18 protein-coding genes are annotated in these 13,387 nt (G+C 42.0%); 17 read left to right on the top strand and 1 reads right to left on the bottom strand.

Features of this window, described 5'->3' with window-relative positions; all coding sequences use genetic code 11:
• Positions 1–11: 11 nt before the first annotated feature.
• The 6 genes from PR767_RS14260 to PR767_RS14235 are packed head-to-tail and all read left to right on the top strand — an operon-like array spanning position 12 to position 2,909.
• Entirely contained in the window at positions 12–200 is a 189-nt protein-coding gene (locus PR767_RS14260) for a hypothetical protein (RefSeq protein WP_272520484.1), read from the top strand.
• Positions 201–244: 44 nt separating this feature from the next.
• The gene (locus PR767_RS14255) at positions 245–943 is read left to right on the top strand and encodes an HNH endonuclease signature motif containing protein (RefSeq protein WP_272520483.1); all 699 of its coding nucleotides are present in this window, start codon (positions 245–247) and stop codon (positions 941–943) included.
• A 6-nt stretch (positions 944–949) separates the two neighbouring features.
• Complete coding sequence (locus PR767_RS14250; RefSeq protein WP_336297928.1) at positions 950–1,165, top strand: DUF4060 family protein; 216 nt, start codon at positions 950–952, stop codon at positions 1,163–1,165.
• Complete coding sequence (locus tag PR767_RS14245; protein ID WP_272520481.1) at positions 1,162–1,389, top strand: hypothetical protein; 228 nt, start codon at positions 1,162–1,164, stop codon at positions 1,387–1,389. The genes PR767_RS14250 and PR767_RS14245 overlap by 4 nt, the downstream gene beginning before the upstream one ends.
• The gene (xisR, locus tag PR767_RS14240; protein ID WP_006659470.1) at positions 1,382–1,618 is read left to right on the top strand and encodes an excisionase family protein; all 237 of its coding nucleotides are present in this window, start codon (positions 1,382–1,384) and stop codon (positions 1,616–1,618) included. Before PR767_RS14245 ends, xisR begins: the two co-directional genes overlap by 8 nt.
• Positions 1,619–1,625: 7 nt before the next feature.
• Positions 1,626–2,909 (top strand): site-specific integrase, encoded by a 1,284-nt coding sequence (locus PR767_RS14235; protein WP_272520480.1) that lies wholly within the window; start codon positions 1,626–1,628, stop codon positions 2,907–2,909.
• Between the two features lie 20 nt (positions 2,910–2,929).
• On the opposite strand, the gene fliE is transcribed toward PR767_RS14235, so the two are convergent.
• A complete protein-coding gene (fliE, locus tag PR767_RS14230; protein WP_272520479.1) occupies positions 2,930–3,241 on the bottom strand; it encodes a flagellar hook-basal body complex protein FliE in 312 nt (103 codons plus the stop codon).
• A 246-nt stretch (positions 3,242–3,487) separates the two neighbouring features.
• Here fliE and fliF point away from each other — a divergent pair, with 246 nt between their 5' ends.
• From fliF to fliP, 11 genes are all read left to right on the top strand, one after another.
• Complete coding sequence (gene fliF / locus PR767_RS14225) at positions 3,488–5,173, top strand: flagellar basal-body MS-ring/collar protein FliF (protein ID WP_164528946.1); 1,686 nt, start codon at positions 3,488–3,490, stop codon at positions 5,171–5,173.
• Positions 5,170–6,162 (top strand): flagellar motor switch protein FliG, encoded by a 993-nt coding sequence (fliG, locus tag PR767_RS14220; protein ID WP_004909913.1) that lies wholly within the window; start codon positions 5,170–5,172, stop codon positions 6,160–6,162. The genes fliF and fliG overlap by 4 nt, the downstream gene beginning before the upstream one ends.
• Positions 6,155–6,883, top strand: coding sequence for a flagellar assembly protein FliH (gene fliH, locus PR767_RS14215; protein ID WP_109911169.1), 729 nt, complete (start codon positions 6,155–6,157; stop codon positions 6,881–6,883). Before fliG ends, fliH begins: the two co-directional genes overlap by 8 nt.
• Positions 6,880–8,244, top strand: coding sequence for a flagellar protein export ATPase FliI (fliI, locus tag PR767_RS14210; RefSeq protein ID WP_004909909.1), 1,365 nt, complete (start codon positions 6,880–6,882; stop codon positions 8,242–8,244). The genes fliH and fliI overlap by 4 nt, the downstream gene beginning before the upstream one ends.
• Positions 8,245–8,255: 11 nt before the next feature.
• Positions 8,256–8,699 carry a flagellar export protein FliJ gene (gene fliJ, locus PR767_RS14205; protein ID WP_210838241.1) on the top strand — a complete coding sequence of 148 codons (444 nt, stop codon included), beginning with the start codon at positions 8,256–8,258 and terminating at the stop codon, positions 8,697–8,699.
• Positions 8,700–10,067, top strand: a complete 1,368-nt coding sequence (locus tag PR767_RS14200; protein WP_272520478.1) for a flagellar hook-length control protein FliK — start codon at positions 8,700–8,702, stop codon at positions 10,065–10,067. It begins immediately after the preceding gene.
• A gap of 162 nt (positions 10,068–10,229) precedes the next feature.
• The gene (gene fliL, locus PR767_RS14195; RefSeq protein WP_109911167.1) at positions 10,230–10,709 is read left to right on the top strand and encodes a flagellar basal body-associated protein FliL; all 480 of its coding nucleotides are present in this window, start codon (positions 10,230–10,232) and stop codon (positions 10,707–10,709) included.
• Positions 10,710–10,714: 5 nt separating this feature from the next.
• Entirely contained in the window at positions 10,715–11,722 is a 1,008-nt protein-coding gene (fliM, locus tag PR767_RS14190) for a flagellar motor switch protein FliM (protein ID WP_004909898.1), read from the top strand.
• A complete protein-coding gene (gene fliN, locus PR767_RS14185) occupies positions 11,715–12,131 on the top strand; it encodes a flagellar motor switch protein FliN (RefSeq protein ID WP_004255621.1) in 417 nt (138 codons plus the stop codon). Before fliM ends, fliN begins: the two co-directional genes overlap by 8 nt.
• A 22-nt stretch (positions 12,132–12,153) precedes the next feature.
• Positions 12,154–12,612, top strand: coding sequence for a flagellar biosynthetic protein FliO (gene fliO / locus PR767_RS14180; protein ID WP_272520477.1), 459 nt, complete (start codon positions 12,154–12,156; stop codon positions 12,610–12,612).
• Between the two features lie 13 nt (positions 12,613–12,625).
• The gene (fliP, locus tag PR767_RS14175; protein ID WP_004909893.1) at positions 12,626–13,369 is read left to right on the top strand and encodes a flagellar type III secretion system pore protein FliP; all 744 of its coding nucleotides are present in this window, start codon (positions 12,626–12,628) and stop codon (positions 13,367–13,369) included.
• The last annotated feature ends 18 nt before the right edge of the window (positions 13,370–13,387 follow it).

Genomic DNA, 13,387 nt, shown 5'->3' with positions numbered 1-13,387 from the left:
GAGGTGATTAGATGATGAATAAATTAAGAGAAGAAATAACAAACCATTTAAGATACAACAAATTAACCATAGATGAATTATATTATTTATGTAGTTCTGAATATTCTAAAAGTCAGGTTAGTTGCGTGGTCGGTCATTTGGAGGCAGGTGGAATTATCAGGAAAAGCATTTGTGAGTATTTGGAGCTAATCAATGAATAAATACACCAAACTATCTGATTTCGAGATTAATAAGGATTTACGTAATGGGGAAATTAATTGATTTAACCAATAGAAAGTTTGGATTGTGGACTGTATTAAAAAGGAATGGAATTAAAAGCAAATGCGCTGCTTGGGATTGTTTATGTGAATGCGGAAATATAAGAACAGTTTCAAGTGGTCATTTATTAAATGGAAACAGTACATCTTGTGGGTGCGTAAGAATAGAAGGAAGAAGGAGAAAGACACCTCTACCTGAAATGTCAGTTAGTAGATTAAAGGAAGTATTATCATACAATGATAAAACAGGAGTGTTTACATGGGTTACCCCTTTGTCGCCAAATGTGTCAGTTGGTGATATTGCTGGAACTGTTTCATCGCATGGATACATAAAAATAAGCATAGACAATGTCAGCTACATGGCTCATAGGCTGGCGTGGCTATATATGCATGAAAGATGGCCTAAAGGTCAAATAGACCACATAAATAGAAGCAAGGGAGATAACAGAATACACAACCTCAGAGATGTAACTCAGTCACAGAATTCAAAAAATAAAGGATTAAACAAAAATAACACCAGTGGGTGCTCAGGGGTTTATTATAAAAAAGACAAAAGAACGTGGATTGCATCAATACGAGATAATGGAAAACTTAAATATTTAGGTTCGTTTAAAAATAAAGAAATGGCGATTACTGCGAGGAGAAATTATGAAAAAAATTGCATTGATAGTGATTATTTCTATTGATGAAGGATGCGGAGAATGAAACTAATAATAAAAGGTGACGTATCTGATATAGAAAGAATCGCAATTAATGCCGCACTAGAAGCCCACAAAAAGAATCACAATCGAACCGGAATAATCGTTAATCACAAAATAAAGATAGGAAAGAATATCTACCCTGTCGAAATTCAAAACTGTCAAAAGTCTTATATGGTAACAATGAGAAATAAAAGGCAGAGGATATGACACCGCAGGAGCATGAAAACGGATTGCGAGCAGTGGCAAGGAAATGCCACACGGAACTGAAGAAATACGACAAAATAACCGACACAATAACTAAGCAAGTTTTAATTAAATACCTCCCTGAATTTGAATCAACCCTACCTTTAGATAAAAAGCAAAGATACACACCGAATATGTGGCTAAACCTTTATGTAAAAAATTTAGATAAGGAGATTAATAATGGATAATGTTGTTCTTCTAAATCCGAGTAAATGGGTTACTGAAGATGTGCTTATGATGATTACTGGCATGCGATCAGGGACAATCAAATCAGCACGGAAAAAATCTTGGGCTGCTGGCAGGGAATATCTTCACATTTCACCGGACGGAAGCCCTAAAGAAAATTCAGAATGCATGTACAATCATGAGGCGATCATAAATTGGATCGAGAAGCAAAGAAATTCACAACCTCAATAGGTGCATTATGAAAATAAAATACCCAACAGGTGTTGAAGTGCATGGTAAAAGCCTTCGTATATCATTTACATACAAAGGGAAGAGAGTGAGGGAAACTCTTGGAATACCTGATACACCCAAAAACAGAAAATTAGCAGGTGAGCTAAGGACAGCCATCTGCTACAAAATAAAAACTGGCGCTTTTGATTACTCGGCTGAATTCCCTGAGTCAAAAAACATCAGCACATATAGCTCTGGCGATAGAGTGATAACCTATGGTGAATTAGCTAACAAGTGGATAGAAATTAAAAGCGTTGAAATATCGTCAAGCACATTAAAAAAGTACATCACTATTTTAAATGCAGTATCTAATTTTATTAATACAAAAAGAAACGTATCAACATTTAAAACTGAGGATATTTTATTAATACGAAATAACTTATTAACATCGCCAACTTTGGATAGAGGGCATAAAACAAACAAAATAGGTAGAACAGTTCCAACAGTAAATAATTATATTGGATTGCTTCGACATATTTTTAATTTTGCTTTTGATAATGGATATATAAACACAAATATATTCTCATCAATAAAGCCATTGAAAAAAGATAGGCCAAAACCAGACCCAATAACACAAAATGAGTTTCCTAGACTTCTGAGCGCCGCTAACAATGAGCAGTCTAGAAACATGTTAATTACATCTGTGTATACAGGATTGAGACCGGGTGAACTTTGTTCGCTTGCTTGGGAAGATATAGACTTCACTGAGAAAACACTAACAGTAAGAAGGAATCTATCGATTGTAGGTGAATTTACATTTCCAAAAACTCAGGCAGGAACAGATAGGGTTATTTACATGCTTGACCCTGTTATTGAGTGCTTAAAATCTCAAATGCCCTTAACTAGAATGACTCAACCAGAGATTGTTAATGTATCAACAAGGGAATTCGGCAAATCAAGAGAGGATACATGCACTTTTATTTTTCAACCAAACATCGTTGCAGCGAATGGGTTGAAAACAAAATTCTACTCTCCGGGTGGATTTGGTCAAATATGGAACTATCTGGTAAGAAAGTCAGGAATTAGACACAGGAAAGCATATCAGACAAGGCACACATATGCATGTTGGATGCTATCGGCCGGAGCAAACCCTGCATTCATTGCATCGCAAATGGGACACGCATCATCAAAAATGGTTCATGATGTATATGGAGCATGGATGACAGAAAATGATGCTAGCCAAATTGATATTTTGAATAGAAATGCCCCATCACTGCCCCACAAAGGCAATGACAAGGCAGTTAATTCATAATATTCAAATAGATAAACAAATCACACTGGCATTGACATAATTTCTTGATACGCCGCCACCAGCTTATTACGCACTTGAATACCCATTTGTAAACTTAAACTGGCTTTTTGCATATCGACCATTACATCATTCAAGGAAATATCTTGCTTTTCTAACGTGAAATTTTCAATTTGCTTGGCAGAATCATTACGTGTTTTATTAATTTGATTTACAGAAGCAACCAGATGGTCAGCAAATCCAACTGGCTCTATTGCTGGTTTTATTGGGTTAGTGGCTTGGGTTGCCACGACATTTAATTGTGAAATAACCCCTTCAATGGCTTGAACTGTCATTCGATTCTCTTCTTATTAATTATTGTGAATTTTTCACTAACCTATATTGGCCAGCTTACCCTATCACACCCTTTTTAACTTGAAGCCGATAAATAACACCAATTTTATAGGCTGATTCCGTCATTAGATTCCCGCAAGACAAGAAATAATAGCAAAGTGAAAAAGTGACGTTACGAAGAGGGAAATAACATTGTTTCACCAAAAGTATTTTCATCCGTCTAGTAGTCTGCCAAGCAGGGAATATTTATGAGTGCCGCATCTAAAGACACGGGGGAGGCCAAAAAGGGTTTTGCCTCTATAGTTGAAAGGATTAAAGCTGATCCTAAAATACCGTTAATGATTGCGGCGGCTGCGGCTGTTTCAATTATTGTCGCCCTTCTCCTCTGGTTACGCAGCCCTGACTACCGTGTACTTCTTAGCAATTTAAGTGCTAAAGATGGTGGCGATATTGTTGGCCAGCTAACTCAGATGAATGTGCCATATCAAATTGCTGATAATGGTAGCGCTATTTTAGTTCCTGCAGATAAAGTGCATGAATTACGTTTAAAGCTCGCTCAATCAGGTTTACCTAAAGGTGGCAATACGGGTTTTGAATTATTAGATAAAGAACAATTTGGTATTAGCCAATTTAGTGAACAAATCAACTACCAACGTGCGCTAGAGGGTGAACTCTCTCGAACTATTGAATCATTAAGCCCAGTACAAAGTGCTCGGGTACATTTAGCGATTCCTAAACCGACCTTATTTGTGCGTGAGCAAAAGCTGCCAACAGCTTCGGTGACGGTCGGTTTATTACCAGGAAGAATGCTCGATGAGGGGCAAATTAGCGCCATTGTGCATATGGTATCCAGCAGTGTCACAGGATTAACTGCAAGCAATGTTATTATTGTTGACCAAGCGGGCCGTTTACTGACCAATAATGATAATAGCCAGCAGTCGGTTAATAGTGCGCAAATAAAAATGACCAAAGAGATGGAGTCGCATCTCAAACAGCGTATTGAAGATATTTTGTCCCCTCTCGTGGGGCGCGCCAATATCCATGCACAGGTTACCGCACAAATGGATTTCTCTAAAGTGGAGCAAACTTCAGAGGAATATAAACCTAACCAAACGCCAGATAGCGCTGCTATTCGTTCCCGCCAGAATAGCCAAAGTATGCAAAATAATAATGGTGGAACTGGTGGAGTACCAGGAGCGCTTTCAAATCAACCCGTTAGTGCACCAAATGCACCAATTGAAACCAATAAAGACAATAAAGACGGCACTCAAACAGCAAATAACCGTAATAGTGTCTCAAACTCACAAAGCGATGAAACTACGAATTACGAGGTAGATCGCAAAATTAGCCATACCCAACGGCAAATTGGTGTCGTTGATAGGCTCTCGGTCGCAGTTATTGTTAATTACCATTCACAAGATGGCGAAAATGGTCCAGAAATGAAGCCATTGCCGCCAGAAATGCTGCAACAAATTGAAGCATTGACACGCGAAGCCATGGGTTTTTCCACTGCACGAGGTGATTCCCTCAACATTACTAATTCATTGTTTACCAATGAGACGCCTGTTGAGGAAGAACCATCGTTACTGGAAAGCCCACAATTTATTGCTCAGCTTCTGGATTACGGAAAAATACTGCTTATTGCCATTATTGCTTGGTTTATGTGGCGTTTTGGTATCAAACCACAATGGGTTAAATACCGTAAGACACAGCAAGCTCAAGCCGATGCTGAAGTTTTCGTTGCAACACAAATGAAAACCCCTCTCGTGGTTGATGAAGTGATTGATGAAGATATGGATGAGCAAACGCGTCGTCGTCTAACTCGTCAACGTGTTAGCGCAGAAATCCAAAGCCAACGCATACGTGAAATGGCAGAAAAAGACCCACAAATCGTGGCAATGGTTATCCGTCAGTGGTTAGGAAAATCCCAATGAGTTTAAGTGGAACAGAAAAAAGTGCCGTCATGTTAATGACACTCGGTGAAGATCAGGCTGCTGAAGTGTTTAAGCACCTGAACCCTAAAGAAGTTCAGCAATTGAGTATGGCGGTGTCAAACATGCGCCAAATCTCAAATAATGAACTGGCGGAAGTGTTAACGGAATTTGAAGAGTCCGCAATTCAATTTGCGGCGCTTAATATTAACACCAACGATTACCTACGTTCTGTATTGATAAAGGCTCTGGGCGAAGAACGTGCTGCGAGCCTGCTGGAAGATATCTTTGAAAAACAAGAAACCACCTCAGGGATCGAAAGCCTCAACTATATGGAACCACAAACCGTTGCCGATATTATTCGCGATGAACATCCACAAATTATCGCCACCATTTTGGTTCATTTAAAACGCAACCTTGCAGCAGATGTACTTGAATTATTCGAAGAGCGCCAACGCAACGATATTATGCTACGTATCGCCACCTTTGGTGGCGTACAACCTGCGGCATTAGCGGAATTGACTGAGGTATTGAACAATTTACTGGATGGTCAAAACCTCAAGCGCAGCAAAATGGGTGGCGTAAGAACCGCGGCAGAAATCATCAACTTGATGAAAAGCCAGCAAGAAGAAAGCGTTATCGATGCAATGCGTGATTACGATGGTGAACTGGCTCAACGAATTATTGATGAAATGTTCCTATTCGAAAACCTTATCGAAGTGGACAATCGCAGCATTCAACGTATTTTGCAGGATGTTTCGACAGACTCGCTGGTTATTGCCCTCAAAGGCAGCAACCAAGCTCTACGCGACCACTTCCTCAACAATATGGCCGCTCGTGCAGCGGAAATCGTACGCGACGATTTGGAATCTCGCTCTCCTGTACGTATGTCTCAAGTGGAAAACGAACAAAAAGCCATTTTGCTTATCGTTCGTCGTTTAGTCGAAAAAGGCGAAATCGCTATAGGTGGTGGAGACGACGTGTATGTCTAAGTCAACAATTCCAAATGACCAATGGCAACCTTGGCAGCTTCGTGAGCTTAATCAATGGGATCTCAACTCAGGCATTCCTGCATTAAGCGATGTTCCTGAACCTGACGCCCCCAAAGTCCCATGCCTTGAGCCGAAAGAAGTGTTAGAGCAAATTAACTTGCTCGATAACATAAAAGAAGATGCGCAGCGCACCGGCTACCAACAAGGGCATGAAAAAGGCCAGCAAGAAGGTTATCAAGCTGGCTTTGAACAAGGCTTGCGTGCTGGAGAAGAGCAAGGCCGTGAGCAAGCGCTCGCTATGCAACAACCCGTAATTGAAACATGGCAAAAATTGCTGTCTGAGTTCAATTATTCACTCGATACCTTTGATACGGTGGTGACCACTAAGCTGTTGCAGATAGCGTTGACCGCCGCTAAGCAAGTCTTAGGCCAATCTACCGTCTGTGATGGTACGGCATTACTGGAAGAGATCAGTCATTTACTCCAGCAAAAACCAATTTTTGCTGGGCAACCTGAGCTGCACGTCAATCCAAATCATTTTGAATTAATCGAGCAGCATCTCGGTTCCCTACTCAACTTGAATGGCTGGCGCTTAGTGGCTGACCCTAAACTGCATATCGGTGGTTGCCGAGTCGTCGCAGAAGACGGTGAAATCGATATGACTGTGGCGACACGCTGGCAAGAATTGTGTCGTTTATATGCACCGGAGAGCTTTTCATGACGGCACGATTGGGACGCTGGATTGCCTCGTTGGACGATTTAGAATCGCGGATGAAAGGGATCCCGATGGTGCGTCGTTATGGCCGCCTCACAAAAATCACTGGCTTAGTGATGGAAGCCGAAGGTATTAAAATGCCTTTAGGGGCAACCTGCTTTATTGAGCGCTCTATTAATGGCGGTTCAGACGAAGTGGTATGTGAAGTCGTCGGTTTTAACGGCCCAAGAATGCTATTAATGCCCCTTGCTGACCTTGAAGGAATTGCACCAGGTGCGCGTGTTTATGCGCAATCAACTGGCGATGACGGGCAAACTAGCCGCCTATTACCCATTGGTAATGAATTATTAGGTAGAGTACTTGATGCGCAAGGTAATCCATTAGACGGAAAAGGTCCATTGGAGGTAAAAACCCGCGCTCCGTTAATCACTCCACCAATTAACCCATTGGAACGAACGCCTATTAGCAGTGTATTGGATGTTGGAGTTCGTGCAATCAATGCGTTATTAACGGTTGGTCGAGGCCAGCGCATGGGGCTATTTGCAGGCTCTGGTGTGGGTAAAAGCGTGTTACTTGGCATGATGGCACGCTTTACGCAAGCCGATATTATCGTAGTCGGGTTGATCGGTGAACGTGGGCGCGAAGTCAAAGATTTCATTGAAAATATTTTAGGGGCTGATGGCTTAAAACGCGCCGTTGTCGTGGCGGCTCCCGCTGATGTTTCACCACTGCTGCGAATGCAAGGCGCATCTTATGCCACACGTATCGCTGAATATTTTCGCGATAAAGGTTTAAGTGTGCTGTTGATTATGGATTCACTCACCCGCTACAGCATGGCACAACGGGAAATTGCCTTAGCCGTAGGTGAACCACCAGCAACCAAAGGCTATCCACCTTCTGTGTTTGCCAAGTTACCGGCATTAGTTGAGCGTGCGGGGAATGGTAAAAATGGTGGGTCAATTACCGCTTTCTATACTGTTTTAACGGAAGGGGATGACCAACAAGACCCAATTGCTGACTCGGCTCGCGCCATTTTGGATGGCCATATTGTTCTTTCACGTTCACTGGCAGAGTCAGGGCATTACCCTGCGATTGATGTCGAGGCATCCATCAGCCGAGCAATGACGGAGCTCATTCCTAAAGAACATTACCGAAAAATTCAACGTTTCAAGCAGTTAACGTCTAGTTACCAACGCAACCGAGATTTAATTAACGTCGGTGCGTACGCCATGGGCAGTGACCCCATGTTGGATACGGCAATTCAATATTACCCACGTATGTCGAAGTTTTTGCAGCAAGATATTGATGAGCGATGTGATTATCAAACCGCATGCGAACAGTTGACACAAGTGGTTCCCAACGAATAACGAGGGGATAAATGGCCAAAAATAATGCCTTAACAACATTACTCACCTTAGCTGTTGAAGCCTCGGAAGAAGCAGCGAAAGTGTTAGCTCAAGTACGCCAAACCCATACACAAATGGCGCAGCAACTGAGTATGTTGGAAAACTATCAATCCGAATATCGCCAAAAACTCAACCAAACCTTGCATACAGGTATGGAATCGGATAAGTGGCAGAATTATCAACAATTTTTGGTCACATTGGAACTGACCATCGAGCAACAGCAACAGCAACTGAATTTATGGGAACAACGGGTTAACGACGCTAACCGTCATTGGCAAGAAAAACAACAACGTGTCAATGCCTTCGATACGTTAATTCAACGCGCTGAACATACTGAATACCAACGTCAAAACCGCTTAGAACAAAAGCAAATGGATGAGTTTGCTCAACGAGCGACTTTACGGAGACCTCAATAAATGGACATCAACGCCCTGAATATGCCAGCTTCGTCATCGACAAAAAATGGCAATCTACCACAAAATGAATCGCGCGCTGATGAAAATCAAGCCCCTGCTCTTCCCTTTCAAGCCATGCTTGATAGCCAGCAACCGATTGAAAAACAAAACGTTACCAATAAACCTGTTAACGAAGAAGCTCTTAATAAAGACATTGTCGACAACAAATTGGCAATAGCGAGTAAAGAAACGATAGAGCAAACCCAAGCTGGACAAAAAACGGCTGAAAGTGCCATAGAACAGCTCAATTTTAGCCGTAACTTACGGGCAGATAGTGTACAAACTGCCCTTAATACTGATTTATTGACTGGTAAAGACGCCAACGAGCAAGCATGGTTAAATAGCTTGAAACAGTCATTAGCAGGCCAAGTACAAACAGCGGCGAATACTACAATCCGAACTGAAGCTCATCCGGCATTAGGCGCATTTAGTCAAAAAATGCAACATCTAACGGATAATGCGAATGGCATCATTAATCAAGATGATGGCAAGCATCTTGAGGGTTCACAGTTACAGTTGGCAGGCGAAGAAGACAGTCCAGAGCTTGGGGTATTTATTAAGAATGAAAAAGAAGAACGTCGTGACCAATCTCTTTTTCCCCTTGATAACCCAAAAGATATACGTGGCAAAAATTTAACTACCGATTTTATGGCATTGAATAAAAAAGTGAGTGATAAAGAACCCGCATTAAACCTACAAAATGTTTCAAGCGATACCCTAAACCAAACCACAAAAGGTGCGTTTACCTTACAAACTGAAACTGGTGCTTTTACCACCACATCGTCACAACCTACAACAACTGCGCCGATTAGCATGATGCCAACCACATCAACAGCCCAAGCGGCAACGATGAATGCGCCGACGGCTACACCAACCCTGCATTTAGCCAGCCAATTAGGCAGCGAAGCATGGCAGCAGCAATTAAGCCAACATATGCTGTTTTTCTCTCGCCAAGGGGTTTCTCAAGCGCAAATTCGTTTGCATCCTGAAGAGTTAGGTTCACTAAATGTGCATTTACGTATCGAAGATAACCAAGCGGTGATGCATTTTGTGTCACCACATAGCCATGTACGTGCCGTAATGGAGTCGATGATGCCAGTGCTACGCAGTGCATTACAAGAAAGTGGTATTCATCTTGCTCAGGGCTCTGTTGGCCAAGATAACTTGAACCACCAGTCTGATAGCTCGCAGCAAAATACCCACCAACACGATGGACAAATTCAAGCAACACATCCATCCATGGGGGCTGTTGGTATCAGCGAAGCGAATGCCACTGTTACACCAATAACAACGGCATCACGACAAGGTGGAATTAACACTTTTGCATAATAAATAAACAAATTGCGGTAATTTCCTAGCTAAAGCGCCGAGTTACCGCCTTTTTGTTTCGTTTTTCACTCCTTTAACTCTTGGCAACCAAGCCATAATGCTAGAGATCATAACGTAAAAACCCATTTGGGTTTAGCATCCAAGAAACAGGAATTCAGCTAAATGTCGTCGAGCAAAAAATCAAAAAGTTCCAACAAAGGGTTGCTTATTCTACTTACCCTTATCGCCCTTGCTGGTGCAGGGTTTGGGGGTTATACCTGGTGGACGACACAACAAGGCACACAAACGGCGAATGAGGAAGAAAAGCGTCCGAACATGCCACAACCTATTTTTATGGAATTAGAGCCATTTACCGTCAATTTAACCGGTGCTGCCGATGCGCCGGATCGTGTGCTTTATATCCATGTGACCTTGCGACTGGCGAATGAAAAATCGCGTAAACAACTTCATGAATACCTCCCTGAAGTACGTAGCCGTATGTTACTGCTGCTTTCAGAGCAAAAAGCAAAAAATATCGAGACGCATGAAGGTAAGTTGCAGTTAATGAAAGATATCAAGCAAACTCTTACCCCTACCCTGATCCCGGGGGATACCGATCAGGATATTTCTGATGTGTTATTTACTACTTTTATTCTGCGGTAATATTCATGAGCGATAATATTTTATCTCAGGCCGAAATTGATGCGCTGCTTAATGATGATACGCCATCAAGCAGTACGCCTGTGCCAGAGACTCAAGGGAAAGATAATGTTCGCCCTTACGACCCGAACACTCAACGTCGGGTTATTCGTGAGCGAATGCAGTCTCTCGAAATCATCAATGAACGTTTTGCTCGCCAGTTCCGTATGGGTTTGTTCAATATGCTACGCCGCAGCCCAGACATTACAGTAGGCGGAATTAAAATTGAACCTTATCATGAGTTTGCGCGTAATTTACCGGTACCAACCAACCTCAACTTAATTCATATGCCTCCGTTACGCGGTACGGCATTGTTTACCTTTGAACCCGCACTAGTTTATATCGCTGTCGACAACCTATTTGGTGGAGATGGTCGCTTCCCTGTACGGCAAGAAGGTAAAGAGTTTACCAATACTGAACAACGCATTATCAATCGCATGCTCAAATTAGCTTTAGGGGCTTATCGCGATGCTTGGAAACCAATTGCTGATATTGAAGTGGAATATGTACGTTCTGAAATCCAAGTCAAATTCACCAATATCACTACCTCTCCTAATGACATTGTGGTGACCACACCGTTTTTAGTGGAGATAGGCAATACCGTTGGTGAATTCAGTATATGTATTCCAATTGCCATGATCGAGCCATTGCGTGAGCGCTTGATTAACCCACCAATGGAGCAAGGTCACCAAGAAAATGAAACTTGGGTAACCAATCTTGTTACCCAAGTAAAACGCTCTGAACTTGAATTGGTTGCCAACTTTGTTGACATTCCAATGCGAATTTCTCGCTTACTGCAACTGCAAAAAGGGGATGTGATCCCAATTGAGAAACCTGACCGCCTCATCGTTAATGTTGATGGTGTTCCCGTATTAACCAGTCAATACGGTACTCAAAATGGCCAGTATGCATTGCGTGTAGAACATTTGATTAACCCTGTATTAAACACTCTAGATGAGGAAAGTACCAATGAGTGAGGCGAAGAACTCTCCTGATGCATCAACCAATCACGACAGTGAAGACCTATGGGCTGAAGCGCTGGAACAGCAAAAAAAAGCGGAATCCGCCTCAGCTGGTGCACAGGCTTTCGACAACTTTGATGGACAAAACCCGTTAAATCAGCTGTCCGATATCGATATGATCATGGACATCCCAGTGCGTCTTTCTGTTGAATTGGGTCGCACTAAAATGACCATTAAAAAGTTACTGAGCTTATCCCAAGGTTCAGTGGTTTCTCTGGATGGCTTAGCGGGTGAGCCGCTGGATATTTTAATCAATGGCTATTTAATTGCACAAGGTGAAGTGGTCGTGGTTTCAGACAATTACGGTATTCGTATCACTGATATCATCACGCCTTCTGAACGTATGCGCCGTTTAAGCCGTTAATTAACAACGTGAGTCGCTAATAATGGCAATATCCAATCAAACTGAGCAGGCACCGACATCTGTGCCTTTTTTATCAACAACCGTTTCCTCGAGTGAACCTAATGCGCCGGCTATTGACCATAATGATAGCTTAACGCAGATATCCGGTACTTTAGGGGGGATCATTTTATTGATATTAGCAGGGGCTTGGTTGGTGAAAAAATTAGGATTTGCGCAAAAAAAAATGGGCAATGAGCAAATCATAAAAGTCAAAAGCCGCTGCTCATTAGGAAATAAAGAACGTATTGTGGTGGTTGAGGTGAATAATGAGTGCTTAGTATTAGGTGTTACCACACAAAATATCAGCCTGTTACACCAATACTCATCAGAACCTGAAAGCACAACGGGATTGCCAGTTGAACCGCTCACATTTCAGTCTTTATTAAAGAAAAAACAAGAGGCTGCAAAATTTGCAGCTTCAGTGACATCTATGCATAAGTAATCGGAAGCACTCAATGTTACCTCTAAAATCTCTTTTCACGATTACTGCGCTCTTGTTTTTACTGCCGAATTCAGCTTCTGCGGCACTACCTGCCGTTATTAGCCATTCTCTAGCAGATGGGGGACAAACTTGGTCTTTACCCGTTCAAACTCTATTATTTTTAACCTTATTAGGCTTTATTCCTGCCTTATTGTTAATGATGACCAGTTTTACTCGCATCATTATTGTTTTAGGTTTATTACGTAACGCTCTCGGAACGCCCTCCGCGCCTCCGAATCAAGTCTTACTAGGCTTGGCGCTATTTTTGACCTTTTTTGTGATGTCACCCGTTGCTGACCAAGTTTACCGCGAAGCCTACCAGCCGTTTAGCGAAGATAAAATTAGCCTCGAAACCGCTTTAGAGAAAGGCACTGCACCATTAAGAACCTTCATGCTAGGGCAAACGCGAGAATCCGACTTGGCCCTGTTTGCAAGGATAGCTAAAGTCGGTGAAATTCAAGAAGCGAAAGATGTTCCGTTACGTATTTTAGTGCCCGCTTTTATTACCAGCGAACTAAAAACCGCATTCCAAATTGGCTTTACCATTTTTATTCCATTTTTAATCATCGACTTAGTGGTTGCCAGTGTTTTAATGGCATTAGGGATGATGATGGTTCCACCTGCAACAGTTTCCTTGCCATTTAAATTAATGTTGTTTGTTTTGGTTGATGGCTGGCAATTATTACTTGGCTCATTATCGCAAAGCTTTTTTAATTAGGATTATTTTACTCGGAGT

The organism is Providencia sp. PROV223, from assembly GCF_028479245.1.
In the GTDB taxonomy this organism is placed as follows: domain Bacteria; phylum Pseudomonadota; class Gammaproteobacteria; order Enterobacterales; family Enterobacteriaceae; genus Providencia; species Providencia rettgeri.
The sequence above is the reverse complement of the archived record's forward strand: the minus strand, read 5'-3'. Positions and strand labels throughout refer to the sequence as shown.

What these genes read in the sequence shown, in the direction of transcription:
- PR767_RS14260 (WP_272520484.1), top strand. Translation starts at nt 12, where the DNA reads ATGATGAATAAATTAAGAGAAGAAATAACAAACCATTTAAGATACAAC.
- PR767_RS14255 (WP_272520483.1), top strand. Translation starts at nt 245, where the DNA reads ATGGGGAAATTAATTGATTTAACCAATAGAAAGTTTGGATTGTGGACT.
- PR767_RS14250 (WP_336297928.1), top strand. Translation starts at nt 950, where the DNA reads ATGCGGAGAATGAAACTAATAATAAAAGGTGACGTATCTGATATAGAA.
- PR767_RS14245 (WP_272520481.1), top strand. Translation starts at nt 1,162, where the DNA reads ATGACACCGCAGGAGCATGAAAACGGATTGCGAGCAGTGGCAAGGAAA.
- xisR (WP_006659470.1), top strand. Translation starts at nt 1,382, where the DNA reads ATGGATAATGTTGTTCTTCTAAATCCGAGTAAATGGGTTACTGAAGAT.
- PR767_RS14235 (WP_272520480.1), top strand. Translation starts at nt 1,626, where the DNA reads ATGAAAATAAAATACCCAACAGGTGTTGAAGTGCATGGTAAAAGCCTT.
- fliE (WP_272520479.1), bottom strand. Translation starts at nt 3,241, where the DNA reads ATGACAGTTCAAGCCATTGAAGGGGTTATTTCACAATTAAATGTCGTG.
- fliF (WP_164528946.1), top strand. Translation starts at nt 3,488, where the DNA reads ATGAGTGCCGCATCTAAAGACACGGGGGAGGCCAAAAAGGGTTTTGCC.
- fliG (WP_004909913.1), top strand. Translation starts at nt 5,170, where the DNA reads ATGAGTTTAAGTGGAACAGAAAAAAGTGCCGTCATGTTAATGACACTC.
- fliH (WP_109911169.1), top strand. Translation starts at nt 6,155, where the DNA reads ATGTCTAAGTCAACAATTCCAAATGACCAATGGCAACCTTGGCAGCTT.
- fliI (WP_004909909.1), top strand. Translation starts at nt 6,880, where the DNA reads ATGACGGCACGATTGGGACGCTGGATTGCCTCGTTGGACGATTTAGAA.
- fliJ (WP_210838241.1), top strand. Translation starts at nt 8,256, where the DNA reads ATGGCCAAAAATAATGCCTTAACAACATTACTCACCTTAGCTGTTGAA.
- PR767_RS14200 (WP_272520478.1), top strand. Translation starts at nt 8,700, where the DNA reads ATGGACATCAACGCCCTGAATATGCCAGCTTCGTCATCGACAAAAAAT.
- fliL (WP_109911167.1), top strand. Translation starts at nt 10,230, where the DNA reads ATGTCGTCGAGCAAAAAATCAAAAAGTTCCAACAAAGGGTTGCTTATT.
- fliM (WP_004909898.1), top strand. Translation starts at nt 10,715, where the DNA reads ATGAGCGATAATATTTTATCTCAGGCCGAAATTGATGCGCTGCTTAAT.
- fliN (WP_004255621.1), top strand. Translation starts at nt 11,715, where the DNA reads ATGAGTGAGGCGAAGAACTCTCCTGATGCATCAACCAATCACGACAGT.
- fliO (WP_272520477.1), top strand. Translation starts at nt 12,154, where the DNA reads ATGGCAATATCCAATCAAACTGAGCAGGCACCGACATCTGTGCCTTTT.
- fliP (WP_004909893.1), top strand. Translation starts at nt 12,626, where the DNA reads ATGTTACCTCTAAAATCTCTTTTCACGATTACTGCGCTCTTGTTTTTA.